14 protein-coding genes are annotated in these 14,767 nt (G+C 68.1%); 5 read left to right on the top strand and 9 right to left on the bottom strand.

Annotated features, from left to right (window positions below; all coding sequences use genetic code 11):
- Positions 1-310: 310 nt before the first annotated feature.
- Together OHT52_RS31390 and OHT52_RS31385 are read right to left on the bottom strand one after the other, a co-directional pair.
- A complete protein-coding gene (locus OHT52_RS31390; RefSeq protein WP_328723566.1) occupies positions 311-511 on the bottom strand; it encodes a hypothetical protein in 201 nt (66 codons plus the stop codon).
- 109 nt (positions 512-620) lie between these two features.
- Positions 621-884 carry a hypothetical protein gene (locus OHT52_RS31385; RefSeq protein WP_328723565.1) on the bottom strand — a complete coding sequence of 88 codons (264 nt, stop codon included), beginning with the start codon at positions 882-884 and terminating at the stop codon, positions 621-623.
- Positions 885-1,115: 231 nt separating this feature from the next.
- Here OHT52_RS31385 and OHT52_RS31380 point away from each other — a divergent pair, with 231 nt between their 5' ends.
- The 3 genes from OHT52_RS31380 (at position 1,116) to OHT52_RS31370 (ending at position 5,286) form a co-directional block, all read left to right on the top strand.
- A complete protein-coding gene (locus tag OHT52_RS31380; protein WP_328723564.1) occupies positions 1,116-3,629 on the top strand; it encodes a DEAD/DEAH box helicase in 2,514 nt (837 codons plus the stop codon).
- A 151-nt stretch (positions 3,630-3,780) separates the two neighbouring features.
- A complete protein-coding gene (locus OHT52_RS31375; RefSeq protein ID WP_328723563.1) occupies positions 3,781-4,701 on the top strand; it encodes a hypothetical protein in 921 nt (306 codons plus the stop codon).
- 18 nt (positions 4,702-4,719) lie between these two features.
- The gene (locus tag OHT52_RS31370) at positions 4,720-5,286 is read left to right on the top strand and encodes a hypothetical protein (RefSeq protein WP_328723562.1); all 567 of its coding nucleotides are present in this window, start codon (positions 4,720-4,722) and stop codon (positions 5,284-5,286) included.
- A 60-nt stretch (positions 5,287-5,346) separates the two neighbouring features.
- Here the strand turns inward: OHT52_RS31370 and OHT52_RS31365 are convergent, their stop codons facing one another.
- From OHT52_RS31365 to OHT52_RS31355, 3 genes are read right to left on the bottom strand one after another with little or no spacing between them, the layout of a single operon-like run.
- Positions 5,347-6,573 (bottom strand): hypothetical protein, encoded by a 1,227-nt coding sequence (locus tag OHT52_RS31365; RefSeq protein WP_328723561.1) that lies wholly within the window; start codon positions 6,571-6,573, stop codon positions 5,347-5,349.
- Between the two features lies 1 nt (position 6,574).
- On the bottom strand, positions 6,575-7,303 hold the full coding sequence (locus OHT52_RS31360; RefSeq protein WP_328723560.1) for an ATP-binding protein: 729 nt from the start codon (positions 7,301-7,303) through the stop codon (positions 6,575-6,577).
- Positions 7,304-7,360: 57 nt separating this feature from the next.
- Positions 7,361-8,941 (bottom strand): transposase, encoded by a 1,581-nt coding sequence (locus OHT52_RS31355; RefSeq protein ID WP_443046829.1) that lies wholly within the window; start codon positions 8,939-8,941, stop codon positions 7,361-7,363.
- A gap of 360 nt (positions 8,942-9,301) precedes the next feature.
- On the opposite strand from OHT52_RS31355, the gene OHT52_RS31350 reads away from it, so the two are divergent.
- Positions 9,302-9,949: an ankyrin repeat domain-containing protein gene (locus tag OHT52_RS31350; RefSeq protein WP_328723558.1), complete on the top strand. Its 648-nt coding sequence runs from the start codon at positions 9,302-9,304 to the stop codon at positions 9,947-9,949.
- A gap of 132 nt (positions 9,950-10,081) precedes the next feature.
- Here the strand turns inward: OHT52_RS31350 and OHT52_RS31345 are convergent.
- From OHT52_RS31345 to OHT52_RS31335, 3 genes are all read right to left on the bottom strand, one after another.
- Positions 10,082-11,286 (bottom strand): IS3 family transposase gene (locus OHT52_RS31345; RefSeq protein ID WP_328722102.1). Its coding sequence is split into 2 segments (ribosomal slippage): positions 10,082-10,995 and positions 10,995-11,286, totalling 1,206 coding nucleotides; the frame shifts between segments, so codons are not numbered across the junction.
- Positions 11,287-11,721: 435 nt separating this feature from the next.
- Positions 11,722-12,045: a hypothetical protein gene (locus OHT52_RS31340; RefSeq protein ID WP_328723557.1), complete on the bottom strand. Its 324-nt coding sequence runs from the start codon at positions 12,043-12,045 to the stop codon at positions 11,722-11,724.
- Positions 12,046-12,675: 630 nt separating this feature from the next.
- Positions 12,676-12,900 carry a hypothetical protein gene (locus OHT52_RS31335; RefSeq protein ID WP_328723556.1) on the bottom strand — a complete coding sequence of 75 codons (225 nt, stop codon included), beginning with the start codon at positions 12,898-12,900 and terminating at the stop codon, positions 12,676-12,678.
- Positions 12,901-13,191: 291 nt separating this feature from the next.
- Here OHT52_RS31335 and OHT52_RS31330 point away from each other — a divergent pair, with 291 nt between their 5' ends.
- Positions 13,192-13,524 (top strand): DUF6233 domain-containing protein, encoded by a 333-nt coding sequence (locus OHT52_RS31330; protein WP_328723555.1) that lies wholly within the window; start codon positions 13,192-13,194, stop codon positions 13,522-13,524.
- A 324-nt stretch (positions 13,525-13,848) separates the two neighbouring features.
- Here the strand turns inward: OHT52_RS31330 and OHT52_RS31325 are convergent, their stop codons facing one another.
- Positions 13,849-14,568 (bottom strand): hypothetical protein, encoded by a 720-nt coding sequence (locus OHT52_RS31325; protein ID WP_328723554.1) that lies wholly within the window; start codon positions 14,566-14,568, stop codon positions 13,849-13,851.
- Positions 14,569-14,767 lie beyond the last annotated feature (199 nt).

Here is a 14,767-nt window from a genome sequence, read left to right as displayed (position 1 = left end):
CATCGCTGCGCGATGCGCAAGGGAAGCCCTGCGCTGCGCTCTGGGCGCCCCACCCTTCGGGTGGGGCTGGCCTGCGCTGCGCTTCGGCCTGGTGGGGTTTCGCTGCGCTTCACCCCACTCCCTCGGTCATCCCCAGCGCTGCGCTTCGGGGTTGACCGAGGGTCACCGGCCGCGCTGCGCGCGGCCGGTGAGGCCTTTCGCTGCGCTCCAGGCAGGCCCGGTCCGCTGCGCTCCCCGGACCTAAGCCCGCTTCGCGGGCGGCCGGCTACAGAGAGGGGTCGGTTCCGGTGCGCGGGGACGGTTGGGCGAGTCAGAAGAAGAAGCCGACTACCCCTACCAGCGCGATGAGGCAGCCGATCCCGATGACGGTCCGCCGGCTCATGTCCCTCAGCGGGATACCTCCTGCAGCCATGCCCCAGGACTCGCCTTGGTAGGAGTCCTTGTAGCGGGACCCCACCGTGGCGAAGAACAACCCGAACACGATGAACACCACGCTCACTACGACCGGCATCGAATGCTCCTCTTCCGATTGGCCTCACACGGCTTCTCCCCGGTGTTGTGCCATGCCAACAGGGTCGAAGCCTGCAGGGCACAGCACCGCTGAGAAGCCCGCGGGAAGGTCACGCTTCCTGCGGGTGGCCGCCATCTCCTTCGACCACCAGGCGGTCGCTTCCGGCCTCTTCGTCTCGTTCGGCGATCGTGACGTCAATCCGGCCGTCACCGGTCGTGTCGAACTGGTAGAGGTCGGCCTTCCCGTCACCAGTGGTATCGATCATCCACACGTCGGGCTTCCCGTCACCATTCGCGTCAGCGCTGAGGACGACGTGATGCTCATCGCCCTGGGTATCGATCACTTCTTCGCCCATGTCCGTTGTGGTGTCCATGACGGGCGGATGCCCCCGGATGAGGAGGCGAAACGAGCACGGCCCGGGCGGCAACGGCCGAGATGGTGCCGTCTTGCCTGCGGCCTTCAACGGCCGGCTTCACACGGCGGGGTACAGTCGTCATGGTGCATCATGATGCAGATGGAGTGTGTAGCTGTGTAGGATCCCGAGAACATCGCCACCCCCTTCCGGCGGAATTTTTCCGCCGCTTCGTCTTCAGTGGAGTGCCGAATGCAGAAGCGCGGTGACATCGCACTGCGTCCTCACCAGGAGGAGGCGGTGGAGGCGATTGTCCGTGGGCTGGACATTCCGGTGGGGAAACGGATTCCGGAGGCGGGCCTGCGGGCTACGGTGGTGGCAGCGTGCGGGACCGGGAAGACGTTCATCGCGGCTGCGGCCGCGTTTCGTCTGGCCCGGAACGGACGGGTGCTGGTGCTGCTGCCGACCCTGGATCTGCTGACGCAGACGGCCCGGGAATGGCGGCTGGCCGGCCACACCGGGCCGGCGGTCGCGGTGTGCTCGCTGGAAGACGATCCCGCCCTGTGGGCCCTGGGCGTGCGGGCGACGACGTCGGCGCCGCAGCTCGGGCTGTGGCACGGCCGGGGCCCGGTCACCGTCTACGCCACCTACGCCTCCCTGCCCGTCCTCGCCGAAGCGCACGAGGGTGCGTACGGGTTGCCGATGGACGTCTTCGACCTGGTGGTCGTGGACGAGGCGCACCGGACTTCGGGGTCGGCGGGGAAGACGTGGGCGGACATCCACCACCAGGAGGTCATCCCGGCGATGCGCCGGCTGTACATGACCGCCACCCCGAGGGTCTGGAAGGAGCGGCCGCCGCGGTCGCGGGCGAAGCAGGAGCTGTACGAGGCGCAGCTGGCGGTCGTGGACGAGGAGGGTGAGGGGGCGGGGCGCACGGAGCGTACGGGGCGGGTGTGGAACCGGCTGCCGAAGGAGCTGGCGTGCTCGATGGACGACGAGAGCGTGTTCGGGCCCGTCGTCTACGAGCTGTCGCTGGCGTCGGCGATCTCCCGGGGGCTTTTGGCGAGGTATCAGATCGTTGTCGCCGAGCTGACCGACCCCGTGGTCACGCCGAAGCGGCTGGCCGGCGAGGAGCGGCGTGAGGAGCCGTTGCGGGGTCAGCGGCTTGCGGCGACGCAGACCGCGCTGCTGGAGACCATGGCCGCCCACGGGCTGCAGACCACGATCACCTTCCATCACCGGACGGTCGAGGCGGAGGCCTTCGCCGCCGGGCTGCCCCGGGTCGCGGCCCGGCTCCACGCCGTGGACCCGAAGCGGCACCCCGAGAAGGTGTGGGCGGGATGGCTGTGCGGGGAGCACGAGGGCTCCCACCGGCAGTCCGTGCTGGCCGACTTCGGGCGCCGGGCCGGGCGCGCCGTGCTGTCGAACTGCCGGGTCCTGGGTGAGGGCGTCGACATCAGGGCGACCGACTCGGTCGCCCTGATCGACCCGAAGGGGTCGGCTGTGGACATCGTCCAGGCGATCGGACGGGCGCTGCGGCAGAAGCCGGGTGCGGGCAAGGTGGCGACGTTGATCGTTCCCGTGTTTTTGGCGGAGGATGAGAAGCCGGAGGACATGCTTACCTCGAATTCGTATCGCCCTTTGATTCGGGTTTTGGAAGGTCTTCGGGCGCACGATGAAAAGGCTGTGGAAATGCTGGCAATTCCACAGGAGAACCAGAAACGTGTGGTCGATCCGTCGCTTCCGGTCGGTCCGGAGCCCGCCGAGGGCGAGCCGGACGATCGGCTGCTGCTCCGGTTCGCGACGCCCCGCGACCCCGGGCTGATCGCGAAGTGGATCAGCTACACGGTCATCAACACCGAGCGGCAGGACTGGCGTCGGGGCGTCGAGGCCGCGTACCGCTACCGGCTGCGCGAGGAGCACCTGGAGGTGCCGTACGAGCACGTCGAGGGCGCCTACCCGCTCGGCAGGTGGCTCTCCGATCAGCGGCGCGCGTACCGGGCGGGGCAGATGTCCGGGGAGCACGCGGCCGAGCTGGAGGAGCTCGGGATCGTCTGGGACACCGCCGACGCCGCCTTCGCGGAGAACCTCGCCGCCGCGCGGGCTTACTACGAGCTGCACGGGACCCTCTGCGCTCCGCGGCACGCGACCGCCCTGGACCGGGCGGTCGGGCAGTGGCTGACGAACATCCGGCGGCCCGGCGGGCTCGGGAAGGACCAGGGCCGCGCCGGTCGGCGGGCGGAGAAGCTCGCGGCCGTCGATCCGGACTGGAATCCGCGCGAGAGCGGGTGGACCGTCGACTGGCAGCGGCACTACGCCTACCTCGCCCAGCTCCTCACGGGCGGCGCCCTGCTCGGTGACGTCGTGCCCGGGGTCACCCGGCACGGCGAGGACGTCGGACGCTGGCTCGCCACCCAGCAACGGGACTTCAGCAAACTGAAAGCCGAGCAGCAACGCAGGCTCGCCACACTCGGCGTGAAGCCGCAGAAGGCCGAACGGGCCCGTCAGGTGCCCGCGAAGGCGGTTGTGGCGTCCGGGCCGGGTAAGGGCGGCGGGGCGTTCCAGAAGGGCCTGGAAGCCCTGGCGCAGTACGTCGCGCGAGAGGGCCGGCTACCGGGGCGCGGCGTGGTGGAGGTCCTGCCCGACGGGGTGGAGCACCGGACCGGGATCTGGCTGGGGAACATGAAAGCCCGCCGCGACAAGCTCGACCCGGCACAGCTGGCCGCGCTCGCCGAACTCGGGGCGGAGTGGGCCTCTGTGGTGTGAGGAGAGGCTAGCGGTCTTCTGATCTCAGCAAATGCGGACCTGTTCCCTCCAGCAGCGGCCTACGATCTTCTGAGGAGGCTGGGGGTCGCGGCTGGGACGCTGCACTGAGCCGTAGGACTGAGGGGGCATCGTCTTGGCCACGCTGAATCACATGAAGGAACGCACGATCGGTTTCTACGAGATCGTGGTTGTCAGGGACGGTGAGGCTCAACGGATTCCGGAGCCTATGGACTGGGACGGGGCACTTGCGGATCTCGCCCGGGCTCCGGTTGGCGCTCGTACGCATGAGGGCGAGCACCGGATCGTGGGGACGACTTTCCCGCACAACATGGAAGATCACCTGCTCCTGCACCGAGTGAAGGATGCCGGTGAGTGGTTGTCTGTCATCAACTTCGACACAGGCGATCTTCGTGAGCTCGAGCAGTCGGCTCATGAGGGGTACCTCGATACTTCTGTGGTCTGCTTCCTACCGTTCGGCAACGTGGTGGGCATCATGCAGGGTGGGGTATCCGCGCCCAGTCACAAGTCCCTTGAGACCTGGATCAACGGCATCGAGATGTTCCCCGGCAGCAGGCTGCAGCTGCGCCCTGTCGTTGCGCACTCCGAGATCGAGAAGCTCAAGTCCGCGGTGGGGGCGAGCCGTGTCGAGGTCAAGGTCATGGGCAACAAGATGGGCGCGCTGCAAGAGCGGCAGGGTGGCCTTGCCCGACTCCTGCGCGTCGCTGGTGACGCGTACGGCGAGATCAGCGTCACGATGGTCATCTCTGTGCCCCGAGGGAAGGAACTGAAGGAGCACCGGGAGCACCTGCTTGCGGACCTCGACGAGATCTCCGACGTCGTGACAGGTGCCGAGCGCGCGCGGGCGCGGCTCGTCTACTCGGACCCGGGTGGCCCGGAGCAGACACGACTCGTCGAGCTAGTCGAGCACAGTATTACTGCCAAGAAGCGGGTCCCAGCCACGGATGCGGAAGGGAACTCGATCCGGATCGTGTCAGCGGTGGATGCCATCCTGGTGGCAGCGGCGGAGCACGAGGATGCGCTCCGGCTCGCGGTGGACGCGGGGGATTCATGACCTAGGCGGGGGGATCGTGTGGGCGTCCGTACGAGAGTCATCGACAAGTGGGCCGAGCGCGCCTGGGCCGATTACCTGATCGCGGTGGTCGTCATCGGGGCCCACCTCCTCATCGTCCGGGGATGTGGTTCGGGAGACTGGCTCACCTGGATCGGCACCACCCAACGCACGGACATGTACGCCGCGGCAACTGGCGCCGTGTCGGCCATCGGTGGTCTCAGTGCCATCGCCATCGCCATCTACACCACCGCCAACGGCGAACGTCTGCGGGCCGTGCGGCAGCAACGTCACGGTGAGCTCAGGCGTACCTGGCGCAGCCTGTTGCAGGGCACCGCGCTGGCATGTCTTTTGATCCTGACCGCCTTCTCACTGGACCGCGACAAAGATCCCCTCTCCGCGCGCTTCATCTTCGAGTACGCCATGGTCTTCGCCGCGTTCCGGTTCGCCCGGTTCGTCTGGCTCTTCGACGGAATCATGGCCGTCTCCGACGCTGACTTGGTGGAGGAAGGACCGTCCGTAGCCGTACCTGCACGCGACCCGAACTGGCTCGAACGCCGTCGCCGCCAACACGACAGCAACCCGTAGCCCTGGAACTGCGGTAAGTCCGCCTGGGGCAGCAGACCGTGCGGACAGCTCACGACTTTCTCAGCGCAGATGCCGGAGCTCGCGGAGTCCGTAGTCCGGTGGCAGCCACCCCTTCTTCCGCCTCTCGATGGTCTTCCGCGTGTGAGGAGGCGGGTACGGACAGCCCTGCATCAGATCAGGTTCAGCCTCGGCCAACGAATGCTCGTAGTGAGCGGTACACACGGGCCAGATGGTCTTCACGGGCTGCTTCGGGCCTGGTGTCGTCCCTCGCCGGCTACCGCGTGGCTTGGGGCGGGGCGGCTGGGGCGGGCGCAGCTTGCAGTCCTCGGCGAAGGCCGTCAGCGACGGCGTCCCCTCATCTCCCAGCGGATCGCTGAAAAGCGGTCCGCTGGTGCCGGTCCCGAGGCTCCAGTGGAGAGCGGCCGCTCTCAGCAGGGGGCTGGCCCAGGCGGGAACGGTATGGGTCATGCAGCCGCGGCGCGGCCCGCGGCCGTGCAGCGTGACCGTCGTGCCGTCCGGGGCCAGATCGCGGACGTGTGCGGTGGCGAGCTGGGTGGTGGACGCCGCGGTGAACACGGCCGTGGCGAGCTGAGCTGCCAGGTACGGGTGCGCGGTGGCGCGGTGAAGACGCCACGCCACTTCCGCCTCGGTTACCGGTGGCATCACCGGCGGGAAAAAGTCCCGGTCCTGAGCCATGGGCGCGGCGCACCTGCACGGGCTGACCGTTTCCTCGAAGGCTCTGAGGGTGGTCAGGGCGGGCAGGCTGATCCAGCGGTTCGCCAACGGACGCGCCGCTTGGGAGGCCTGGCGTTCCACCGTGGCCGGTTCGGCCTCGGGCAGCAGAGCGGAAGCCTCCGCGACACGGTGGTCCAGCTGCCGTAGTTCGCGCTCCAGGAAGGCGCGCAGGGCCCGGTGGTGGCAGACGAGAACCAGGCGGACCTCGGTGCGCCGACGCAGGGTGAGGAGGTCTTTGAAGCGGTGCGGGGTGAGCAGGTGAGCGCGCAGCAGGGTGAGGTGCGTGATGGGGGTCGCCAGGATCCAGGCCGCGACGACCGACCACACCGGAGCCGGGTCGAGGTAGTGGTGGCCGGCCAGGGGGACGGGCTTGTCTAAGGCGGCCAGGATGTCGTAGGCGAGCGCGATCCCAGCGTCGGTGCCGGGCGTGGGGTGCACAGTGAGACGCCCGTGCTGCGGGGCGTGGGATGCCAGGGCGGCGCGGGTGTGGACCACGTCGTCGTACGGATCCAGGACCACCGTGACCGGCGGCGGGTTCGGACAGTCCAACACCTCAGGCCACCACCGGGCGCTGGCGCAGCTTGCTGTACGACCAGCGCAGCAAATCCTCGTCCAGGATCCGCCCCGACTCCTTCATTCCGGCGGTCAGGTGATGGGTGATTTTCGCCCAGGCCCGGAAGTTTCCGTGCGCGGCCTCGTCGTCGCACATGGCGATCAGGTCCGGGTCCGCATCCGCCCACACGGGATGGAACGCCGGGATGACGGTGAGGACCTCCTCCAGCGGCATCGGCTCGATCTCCTGCCACGCGTACACGCGGGACTCCAGCATCGGCTCGCTCTGCAACATCTCGAAACAGCCGTCCCCGCCCGTGAACACGATCGTCAGGTCCGAGCCGATGTCATCCCACAAATAGCGCAGGTACTCGAAGCACATCTTCGAGAGCCACTGCGCCTCGTCACAGACCAGGACGTGCGTCTCCTCCAGGGCGCCGCGCAGCATCCGGTCGAACTCGATCGGCTGCCCCGGTGGACGGCCCTGCAGGCCGAGAGCGTGGAACAGCTCGTGGCGCAGGTCGCGGGTCGAGGGACGCGAGCGGAACTGGATCCGGCGTGTCAGCTTCGGCGCAAGCTCACGCAGCGAGGTGTTCACCGCGAGCGACTTCCCCCGTCCCGCCTGCCCGTAGATGCAGATCATGGCTCTGGCCTCGATCGCGGCACGGATATTCTCGCGTGCCATGAGCAAGGCACGGGTGGAGACCACCTGAGCGCCCGGCAGACGCATGAAGTGGTCCTCCCGCTCACGCGGCAGACGTCCCTGCCGCTCTGCAGACACCATCGCTCAACGCTCCTCTCTGCCGTCACGTACATCAGCCGCTCCAGCAGGCCCGGCGTCGGCTGGGTCCGGCTGTCCTGCATCCGCCTGCGGGCCGGCCGGCTGACGAGGGCGGACAACCGGCCGGGCCCAGGAAGCCGGGGGCTCACGGGGCGGGATCAAGTCCGGGAGTGCCCGGGCCGCCAGATCCACGCTCCGAGCCCGGGCGATCTCCGCCTCGGCCTGAGAGGAGGTGACCGTGCGCCGCGGACGGGGCACGGCAGCCGTCGTCGTCGCCGTGTAGCGGGTCTTGCGCAGCTTCTCCGCCGCTTTCAGGTCGGCTTTCAGTACACGGGCCTTCTTGTTCCTGACCGAACTCAACGCACGGCGCTGCTCCAGCGTCGCGGCCTGGGCGAGATAGGCACTGCCCAGATGCCGCCCCCACCCCTCGGTGGAGAACACCTCGATCAGCCCGTCGTAGTGCGGCAGATACCTCAGGCGGACCCGCATGCCGACGTGGCCGGCCATCCACGGCGCGATATAGGCACGGCGTCGCCAGCTGATCCCGTTCGTGGTGATCTTCCGGACCCGGCCGTCGTCCTCCAGCGCGAAGAACGCCAGGCGCTCCTCCGCGACGTCCTCGACCGGTGCCGGATCCGCCTCCCACGCCGCCAACGGAGTCAGGTTCGCGTCCAGACCGGCAGGGTGGTGCTCGGTGTTCCACCAGGCCACCCAGTCCAGAAGGACCTTCACGAAGTCCGGGTACGAGAGGAGGTCCTCCACAGGATCCGAGTGGTACGCCTCCGCGGGCCGGGCACGATGCGTATAGCCCGGCAGCGAGACCAGCAGCATCTCCTCGACCGCACCGTTGAGGGCTTCGACGGTGCCCTTCCGGTACGGCTTGTAGGCCGGCAGATCATCCACCGGGACCGCGAAGGCACCCAGAGCACGCTCCACCGTCCGGCACAAGAACTCCTTGCCCCGGTCCACCCGCACCACGCCGGGCAGGCCACCGAACGGGCCGTACGGATCCTGCATGCTGATCCCCGTGCGCAGCGCGGCCAAGACCGCGTCCCTCGCCGGCTGATGCGGGGTAACCGCCACCCCGACGATCGCCTTCGTCGCGACATCGATGAACCACGTCACCCACGGACACACCGCAGAGCCTTCGAGGTCCACGCGTACCGGGATCCGCTTGTGGTCCCCCTCCCAGCACGCGTTCCGCTGCGTCCGCGGGCGCCTGCCGTACACGTCATACCGGCGACGAGCTGCTTCACCGCCCTTCAGGCCCGCCCGCTCCCCCGCCGACAAGTCCTGCCGTACAGCGCGCTGCAGAGCACGAAGAGAAGGCACCGAGCCCGCCTTACCGGCCTTCACCGCCTCGGCGACCAGCTCACGATGGACCGCGGCCACATTCCCACCCCACACCGCCAGACGCGCACGGACATCCGCACTCACACCCACCCGAGCCGGCGCCCGGGCCGACAGACGCCCCTCGCGTCGGGCCACCGACACCCAGCTCCACACCGTCCGCTCAGACACGCCCAAAGCCGAAGCAGTCAACCGCACGTGAACAGAACCGAGTTCACCGCGACCATCGAGGGACATCAGCCGCGAGACCGCCGCTTCCCGCCCCACACCAGCCGGCACCACCCAATCGGTGAAGCCACCGGCATCGCTGTCCGCCATCAGCCCCTCCCGCAGACGCCCATCCCCGCCCCGGAAACGCTGTCCACGGCCGCACGCCTCACTCCGACACGCCGGACCACATCCCACCAACGAGTGACTGTCCCGTGCCATCGAACCTGGATCGTTTGCCACTGAAGTTGGACGACCGGTGGTTTTGTGCCAGCGAAGTTGGACCGGACCGGGATCCGCTGCTCGGGGCTCCGCCTCGATGGCAGGTGGGATCGGACCGTTTAGCGACCCCGGTGTTCCCCCGGCCCGGAGGCCCGGAATGATCGAGGTATGAACATCGCGGATCAACTGGTGCTGTCGGCGGGCGACGGCGACGTGATCGAGGTAGCCCGGCTGCTAGGGCAGGGTGCTGTGGTGGATGCGCCGAACCGTCACGGGCGTACGGCGCTGGACCGGGCGGTGGAGCAGGGGCATGCCGATGTCGTCCGCGAACTCGTCGGAGCGGGTGCCAATCTGGAGCAGCAGGCGGGTGAGTACCAGGAGTCGACGCCGCTGTGCCTGGCGGCGAGCCAGGGGCACACGGCGGTTGTCGGGGTTCTTCTCGATGCCGGTGCCGGCACCGGCGCCCAGGGCCGGCTGGGCTACGTACCGCTGATCCTGGCAGCCACGACCGGCGACGAGGGGCACCCGGAAACGGTGGACCTTCTGCTGGACCGCGGGGTGGACATCAACGCGGTGATGAAGCACAAGACCGCCCTTGACTGGGCGGTCCGGTTCGGGCAGGAAGAGATGGTGCACCGCCTGATCGACCGCAGTGCCATCCCCTCGGCCGAGACCCTGGCCGCCGCGCGTGAACATCTCGGACATCATCCGGAGCGTCGGCGGAAGACCGAACGCATCGCCGTCGCCCTCCTTGCTGTGGATGTCGCGCCCGGCACGGACCAAGAGCCCAGGACGGAAGCCGGGAACCTGGCGTAGCAATCGCTCAGCATCGCAACGGCGCTCTGAGCAGGGGGCCGCAGCCCGGTCCAACTTCGCTGGCACAAAACCACCGGTCGTCCAACCTCAGTGGCAAACGATCGGGCCTTGACCCCGAATCCTGAACACGGGTTATGCGGCTTGTGCCAGCGTAGTTGGTGTGAGGTGGAGGGCGTTCTCGAAGGCGATCGGTGATCGTTGTCCGAGGTGGGAGTGTCGGCGTCGGGTGTTGTAGCGGTGGAGCCATCGGAAGGCATCGAGTCGGGCCTCGCGCTCGGTCGGCCAGTTCTTTCGTCCTTGCAGGGTCTCGCGTTTGAAGGTCGCGTTGAAGGACTCGGCGAGCGCGTTGTCCGCGCTGGACCCGACCGCGCTCATGCTTTGCTGAACCCCTGCTGACCTGCAAGCTTCGGCGAAAATCCTGCTCGTGTACTGAGCTCCGTGGTCGGTATGCATGATCGATCCGGCGAGACTGCCGCGGGTTCGGATCGCCGCGGCCAGGGCCTCGGTGACGAGGTCCGCGCGCATGTGGCCGGCGATCGCCCAGCCGGCCAGACGGCGCGAGGCGAGGTCGATGACGGTCGCCAGGTAGCAGAACTTCCCGCCCTCGATGGGCAGGTAGGTGATGTCACCGACGTACTTCGTGTTCGGCCTGTCCGCGGTGAAGTCGCGGCCGATCAGGTCCGGCGCCTTGGCCACTGCCGGGTCGGGGACGGTGGTGCGATGCCGGCGACGCAACCGGACCCCTTCGATCCCGGACGCCCGCATGATCCTGGCGACGCGCTTGTGGTTGACCGCGACACCGTTCTCCTCGCGGAGCTCGGCGGTGATCCTCGGGGCTCCGTAGGTGCCGTCCGATTCCTGGTGCACCGCCCGTATCCGGGCGGCGAGGCGGGCGTCGGTCACCTGCCGGGCGGCCCGGTCCGCTGCCGTCCGCCGCCAGTAGTAGAAGCTCGAGCGGCTGACGCCGAGGATGCTGCAGAGCCGCTTCACGCCGTGACGGCGCTGGAGGTCGGCGACGCACTGGAAGCGGTTCACCAGCGCGTCTCCCCGGCGAAATACTTCGCCGCTTTGCGCAGGATCTCGCGTTCCTCCTCCAGCTCACGGACCTTCTTCCGCAAGGCGGCGTTCTCCGCCTCCAGCGGGGCCGGCGGCTGGGCCGGCTCCTGCGTCCGCCGTCCTCGGGGACGGCTCACCCCTGCTGCCCTCACCCAGTTCCGCAGTGTCTCCGGGTTGATCCCCAGATCGGCTGCGACCGACCTGATCGTCGCTTCCGGCCGCGACTCGTACAGCGCGACCGCGTCCGCCTTGAACTGCGGCGGGTAGTTCTTCATGACCACGAGATGTCCGTTCTCAGATCCGCAGGATCCAGTGTCTCGTGTGTCCAACATCAGGGGTCAAGGCCCATCCAGGTTCGATGGCACGAGACAGTGACGAGCCAGCTGGCCCAGCAGTCAGCCCCCGCACGGCAAGCCCACACACGCGACAGCAGACCTTCAGCGGGAAACGACACCGGCCTTCAGTAGAAAAACGACACCCCACAACCCGCCCACCAGGCAAAACCCACCCTGAAAGCCCTGTCGCCAACCACTGCAACTCACACGTCGCCCATCAGCCGGATTGGCTGCGCCCCGCCCCCTGCGTGCGCGGAGCTTCCCTCAGTCCTGACCCACTGGGCCCAACGTCCTGCGCTATGGGTTTGAGGAACATCCGTGTCAGATCGTGTGCTCAGTCAGCCGGGCGTTCCCGGCTGGCTGAAGCGAGATCGGGCTGTGCTAGTTGGCCGCGACGCAGTCGTTGCCCCTCACCCACAGGCTGCCCTCGCCCCAGCCGTTCTCGCAGCGGTACGAATTACCCGAGCCCGCATCGGTGAGGGTGAAGTTTGAGAGCGGGCCCCACTGGTTGCTGTTGCACTCCCGTCCGAACACGTCGGGCAGGTCCGCGTCCACTTCCTGACAGGTGATCGCTCCACCGGCCCGCATCGCCGCGGTGTGCGGTGCGGCAGCGGCGGCCGGGGCCACGGTGCCGAGGAAGAGGCAGGCGGCAGCGGCGGCCAGGGCCGGCAGGCCGGTGCGGTGCAGGTGCCGGATGATGGTCATGCGACTCACTCCTTCGTGTTGCCGAGGTTGCCCCCGGGGACCGGTGTGGCCCTTGGGGCGAGAGTCCCTCGTGCGCGGCGTCCTGAACGCGGTGTCGGGCGCGGGAACGATTCGCCAGGGTCAAGGACTCCCGCAATGGCGGAGCGCAGTCCCGGGCGCGTCCACCACCCCGTTCCGCGCCCCTCTCGCCGGGGAATGCTGGGAAGCGCCTCGTCCGGCCGGCATCTGGCCGGCGAACCCTCTCAGGCCATGGGAGTGGGAGGGCGACGTGCCCTGATCCGTGCTCACGCGTGGCAGCCAGGCTGCGGTGTACCGCCCGGACCGACGACGTGCACGGCCACCGCGGCCGAGGGCTGGGCTGGCCGTCTCCCCGGCACCGCCCAGCCCACCGCCCGGGGGTCCGCCCTCGTGTGCACGGGTGCGCAGGGCACGGGGGCGGCCCGTGGACCCCCGCCAGAGGCGTTTCCCGCCGAGGGAGAGCCTCCGGGATGCCGCCGGACCAGTCCGAAACGACGAACGCGACGCCCTGTACCGCGATCTCCGGGCCTGAAACTGCCGCTCAGGACCGGCGGCGGAAGCCCGGAGCGGCAGGCGGTCGCTCAGCAGGGCGCTGAGGCGGCTTCCTGGCGGTCAGAAGGGCGCTTCGGCGGGTTGAGTTGTGGAGGGAGACAGGGCGGCGAGTTCCGGGTACTGGGCGGCTAGTTCGGCTCGGATGCGGGCGGTTTCCTCGGCGGCGGCCTGTTCCCGGTGGGCCCGCTCATGAGCGATGCGCTGGTCCTTGGCGGCTGCCGCCGCGGCTTCTGCTGCGGCCTCCGCCTCGCCGCGCGCTTCCGCCTCCCGGTTGAGCCGGTCCATCAGCGCAGTCTCGGCCGCCAGCCGCGCGCCCAGCTTCTGCGCGGCCTCCTCGGCCTCCTCCCGGCAGCGCCGGCACTCTCCCCCGGCGGGCGGGGTGCCCTGGCCGGGGTCGTGGCAGATGCTGCACTCCCACCAGCCAGAACGGTGCGGAGCACCATAATTCGAACAGGCGTACCATTACTGGTATGTCCGGGTACGCCACTCCAGCAGACCTCCGCCCCGCCCCCGCCCCGGTGGGCGGCGAGCGGCGCACCACCGTCGCGGCGGCCGACGACGCGGGGGTGTAGACCGATGGCCGAGATCTCTGACCTGGACAAAAACCGGGTGGTCGAACAGCACCTGGTGTGGCAGCTCCGGCAGGAGCGGGGGCGCATTCAGGAGCTGGAGCGGCAGGAGGCGGAGGACCGGCGGCGCGCGGCGGTCGCCCGCGAGGAGAACGCCTGGCGGGTGGAGCCGAAGGGCACCGGTCACCGCGACTACGCGGTCCTGCACCGGGGCGGCTGCACCCTCGGCCGGCGCGGCGGCCTCATCCCCCGAGCCCAGGCCGTCCTCGCGCTGAGCGAGGACTACATCCGGTGCTGCAAGATCTGCACCCCCGAAACCGGACTCAAGGGGAACCAGTAGCCACCGGCCCCGGCGTCGAAACCCGGGTTCCGGTGGTCCTGGCCGCCGTCCTCTCTCCCCAATCCCGCGCTGTCAGCGCACCGGGGGTACGCGCGGGGTGTCAGCGGATCAGTCGGAGCGGGGAGCACAAAGTGGCCAGTGCAGTGGTGTTCGACGCCGAAGCCGTACGTGCCCCTCTCACCCGGCAACGCTTCGGGACAGCAACCTCCCAGCCCCGAAACAACCCATGAACAGCATCAATTCATGCCGGCCTTGCCGTCTCACTCCACTGTCACAGAAACGAGATATCGCACTCGGGGAGTACGTGGGAATTATTGGCGGCTGTTAGCTCTTGCTCTTCAGGAAGGTCCATTTGACCGGATCTCCTTCCTCGATACACAGCGTATTGGGTCCGAGACCGTCGTAATACATCGAGTGGTCAACATCGACGGCACCGTGAGGGTAGAACATCCAATTACCCGTCTCTTCGTATACTGCTGCGGATCCGCGAATCAGGCGCCACCCCGCACCACCCACATCCTGCAGATAGAACCAGTTCTTTTCAGGGTCGATATTCTTGACGTTGCCCGAGCAGCGCATACTGTGACCTGAATGTTCCGTTTCGCCGAAGTAGTCGCCGCCGTGGAACCCCTCAACGCCTTGGATCTGGAATGCCTGCACCCAGTCCTCGGTGTTGATCTTCACCATCTGCCGCGCGTTCACGGCCTTCCACCTCCAGGTGTGGTTCTCACGATCGATGTTCTCGACTTTGGTGTGGTGCACCCAGGCATCTTGGTAGTCGGGGGCAATCACCATCGCACTGGCCCACACTTCCTCGTTCTGGTCAATACGAGTCATCGTGAACTCTTCGACCTCCCAGGGAATCACCTTCAGCTTCTTCACTTCTTCTTCGTCAAAGCATTTGTTCGCTGCAAGGCTGATCATCAAACCCATCCACTGGTAGGGGTTCCACGACTCGCCATGCATATCCTTCAGTTGGTCCCAGTACGCTGCGCAAATGTCGGAATCATTGGCGCCGCATGACGTGGTCTTGTTCTCGGTCATAACTTTCCCTCCTGGTTCACAGGTCTATTTCTTGGTTGCCTTCGGGCAGGTCAGATACGACTCATGATTGGCCGGGCGTGGCTACCGGTCAGCCCGACCAGATGCCCGTCGACGGATCACCGAGCCCGCCAACGAGCGCCCCGACGATTCCAACCTGACGGCCCCTTCCACGGACGGGAGCCACGCGACGCTCACCCCG

It is taken from the genome of Streptomyces sp. NBC_00247, from assembly GCF_036188265.1.
Lineage (GTDB): Bacteria > Actinomycetota > Actinomycetes > Streptomycetales > Streptomycetaceae > Streptomyces.
Note: the sequence above shows the minus strand (reverse complement) of the source record. Positions and strands in the feature narration are given on the sequence as shown.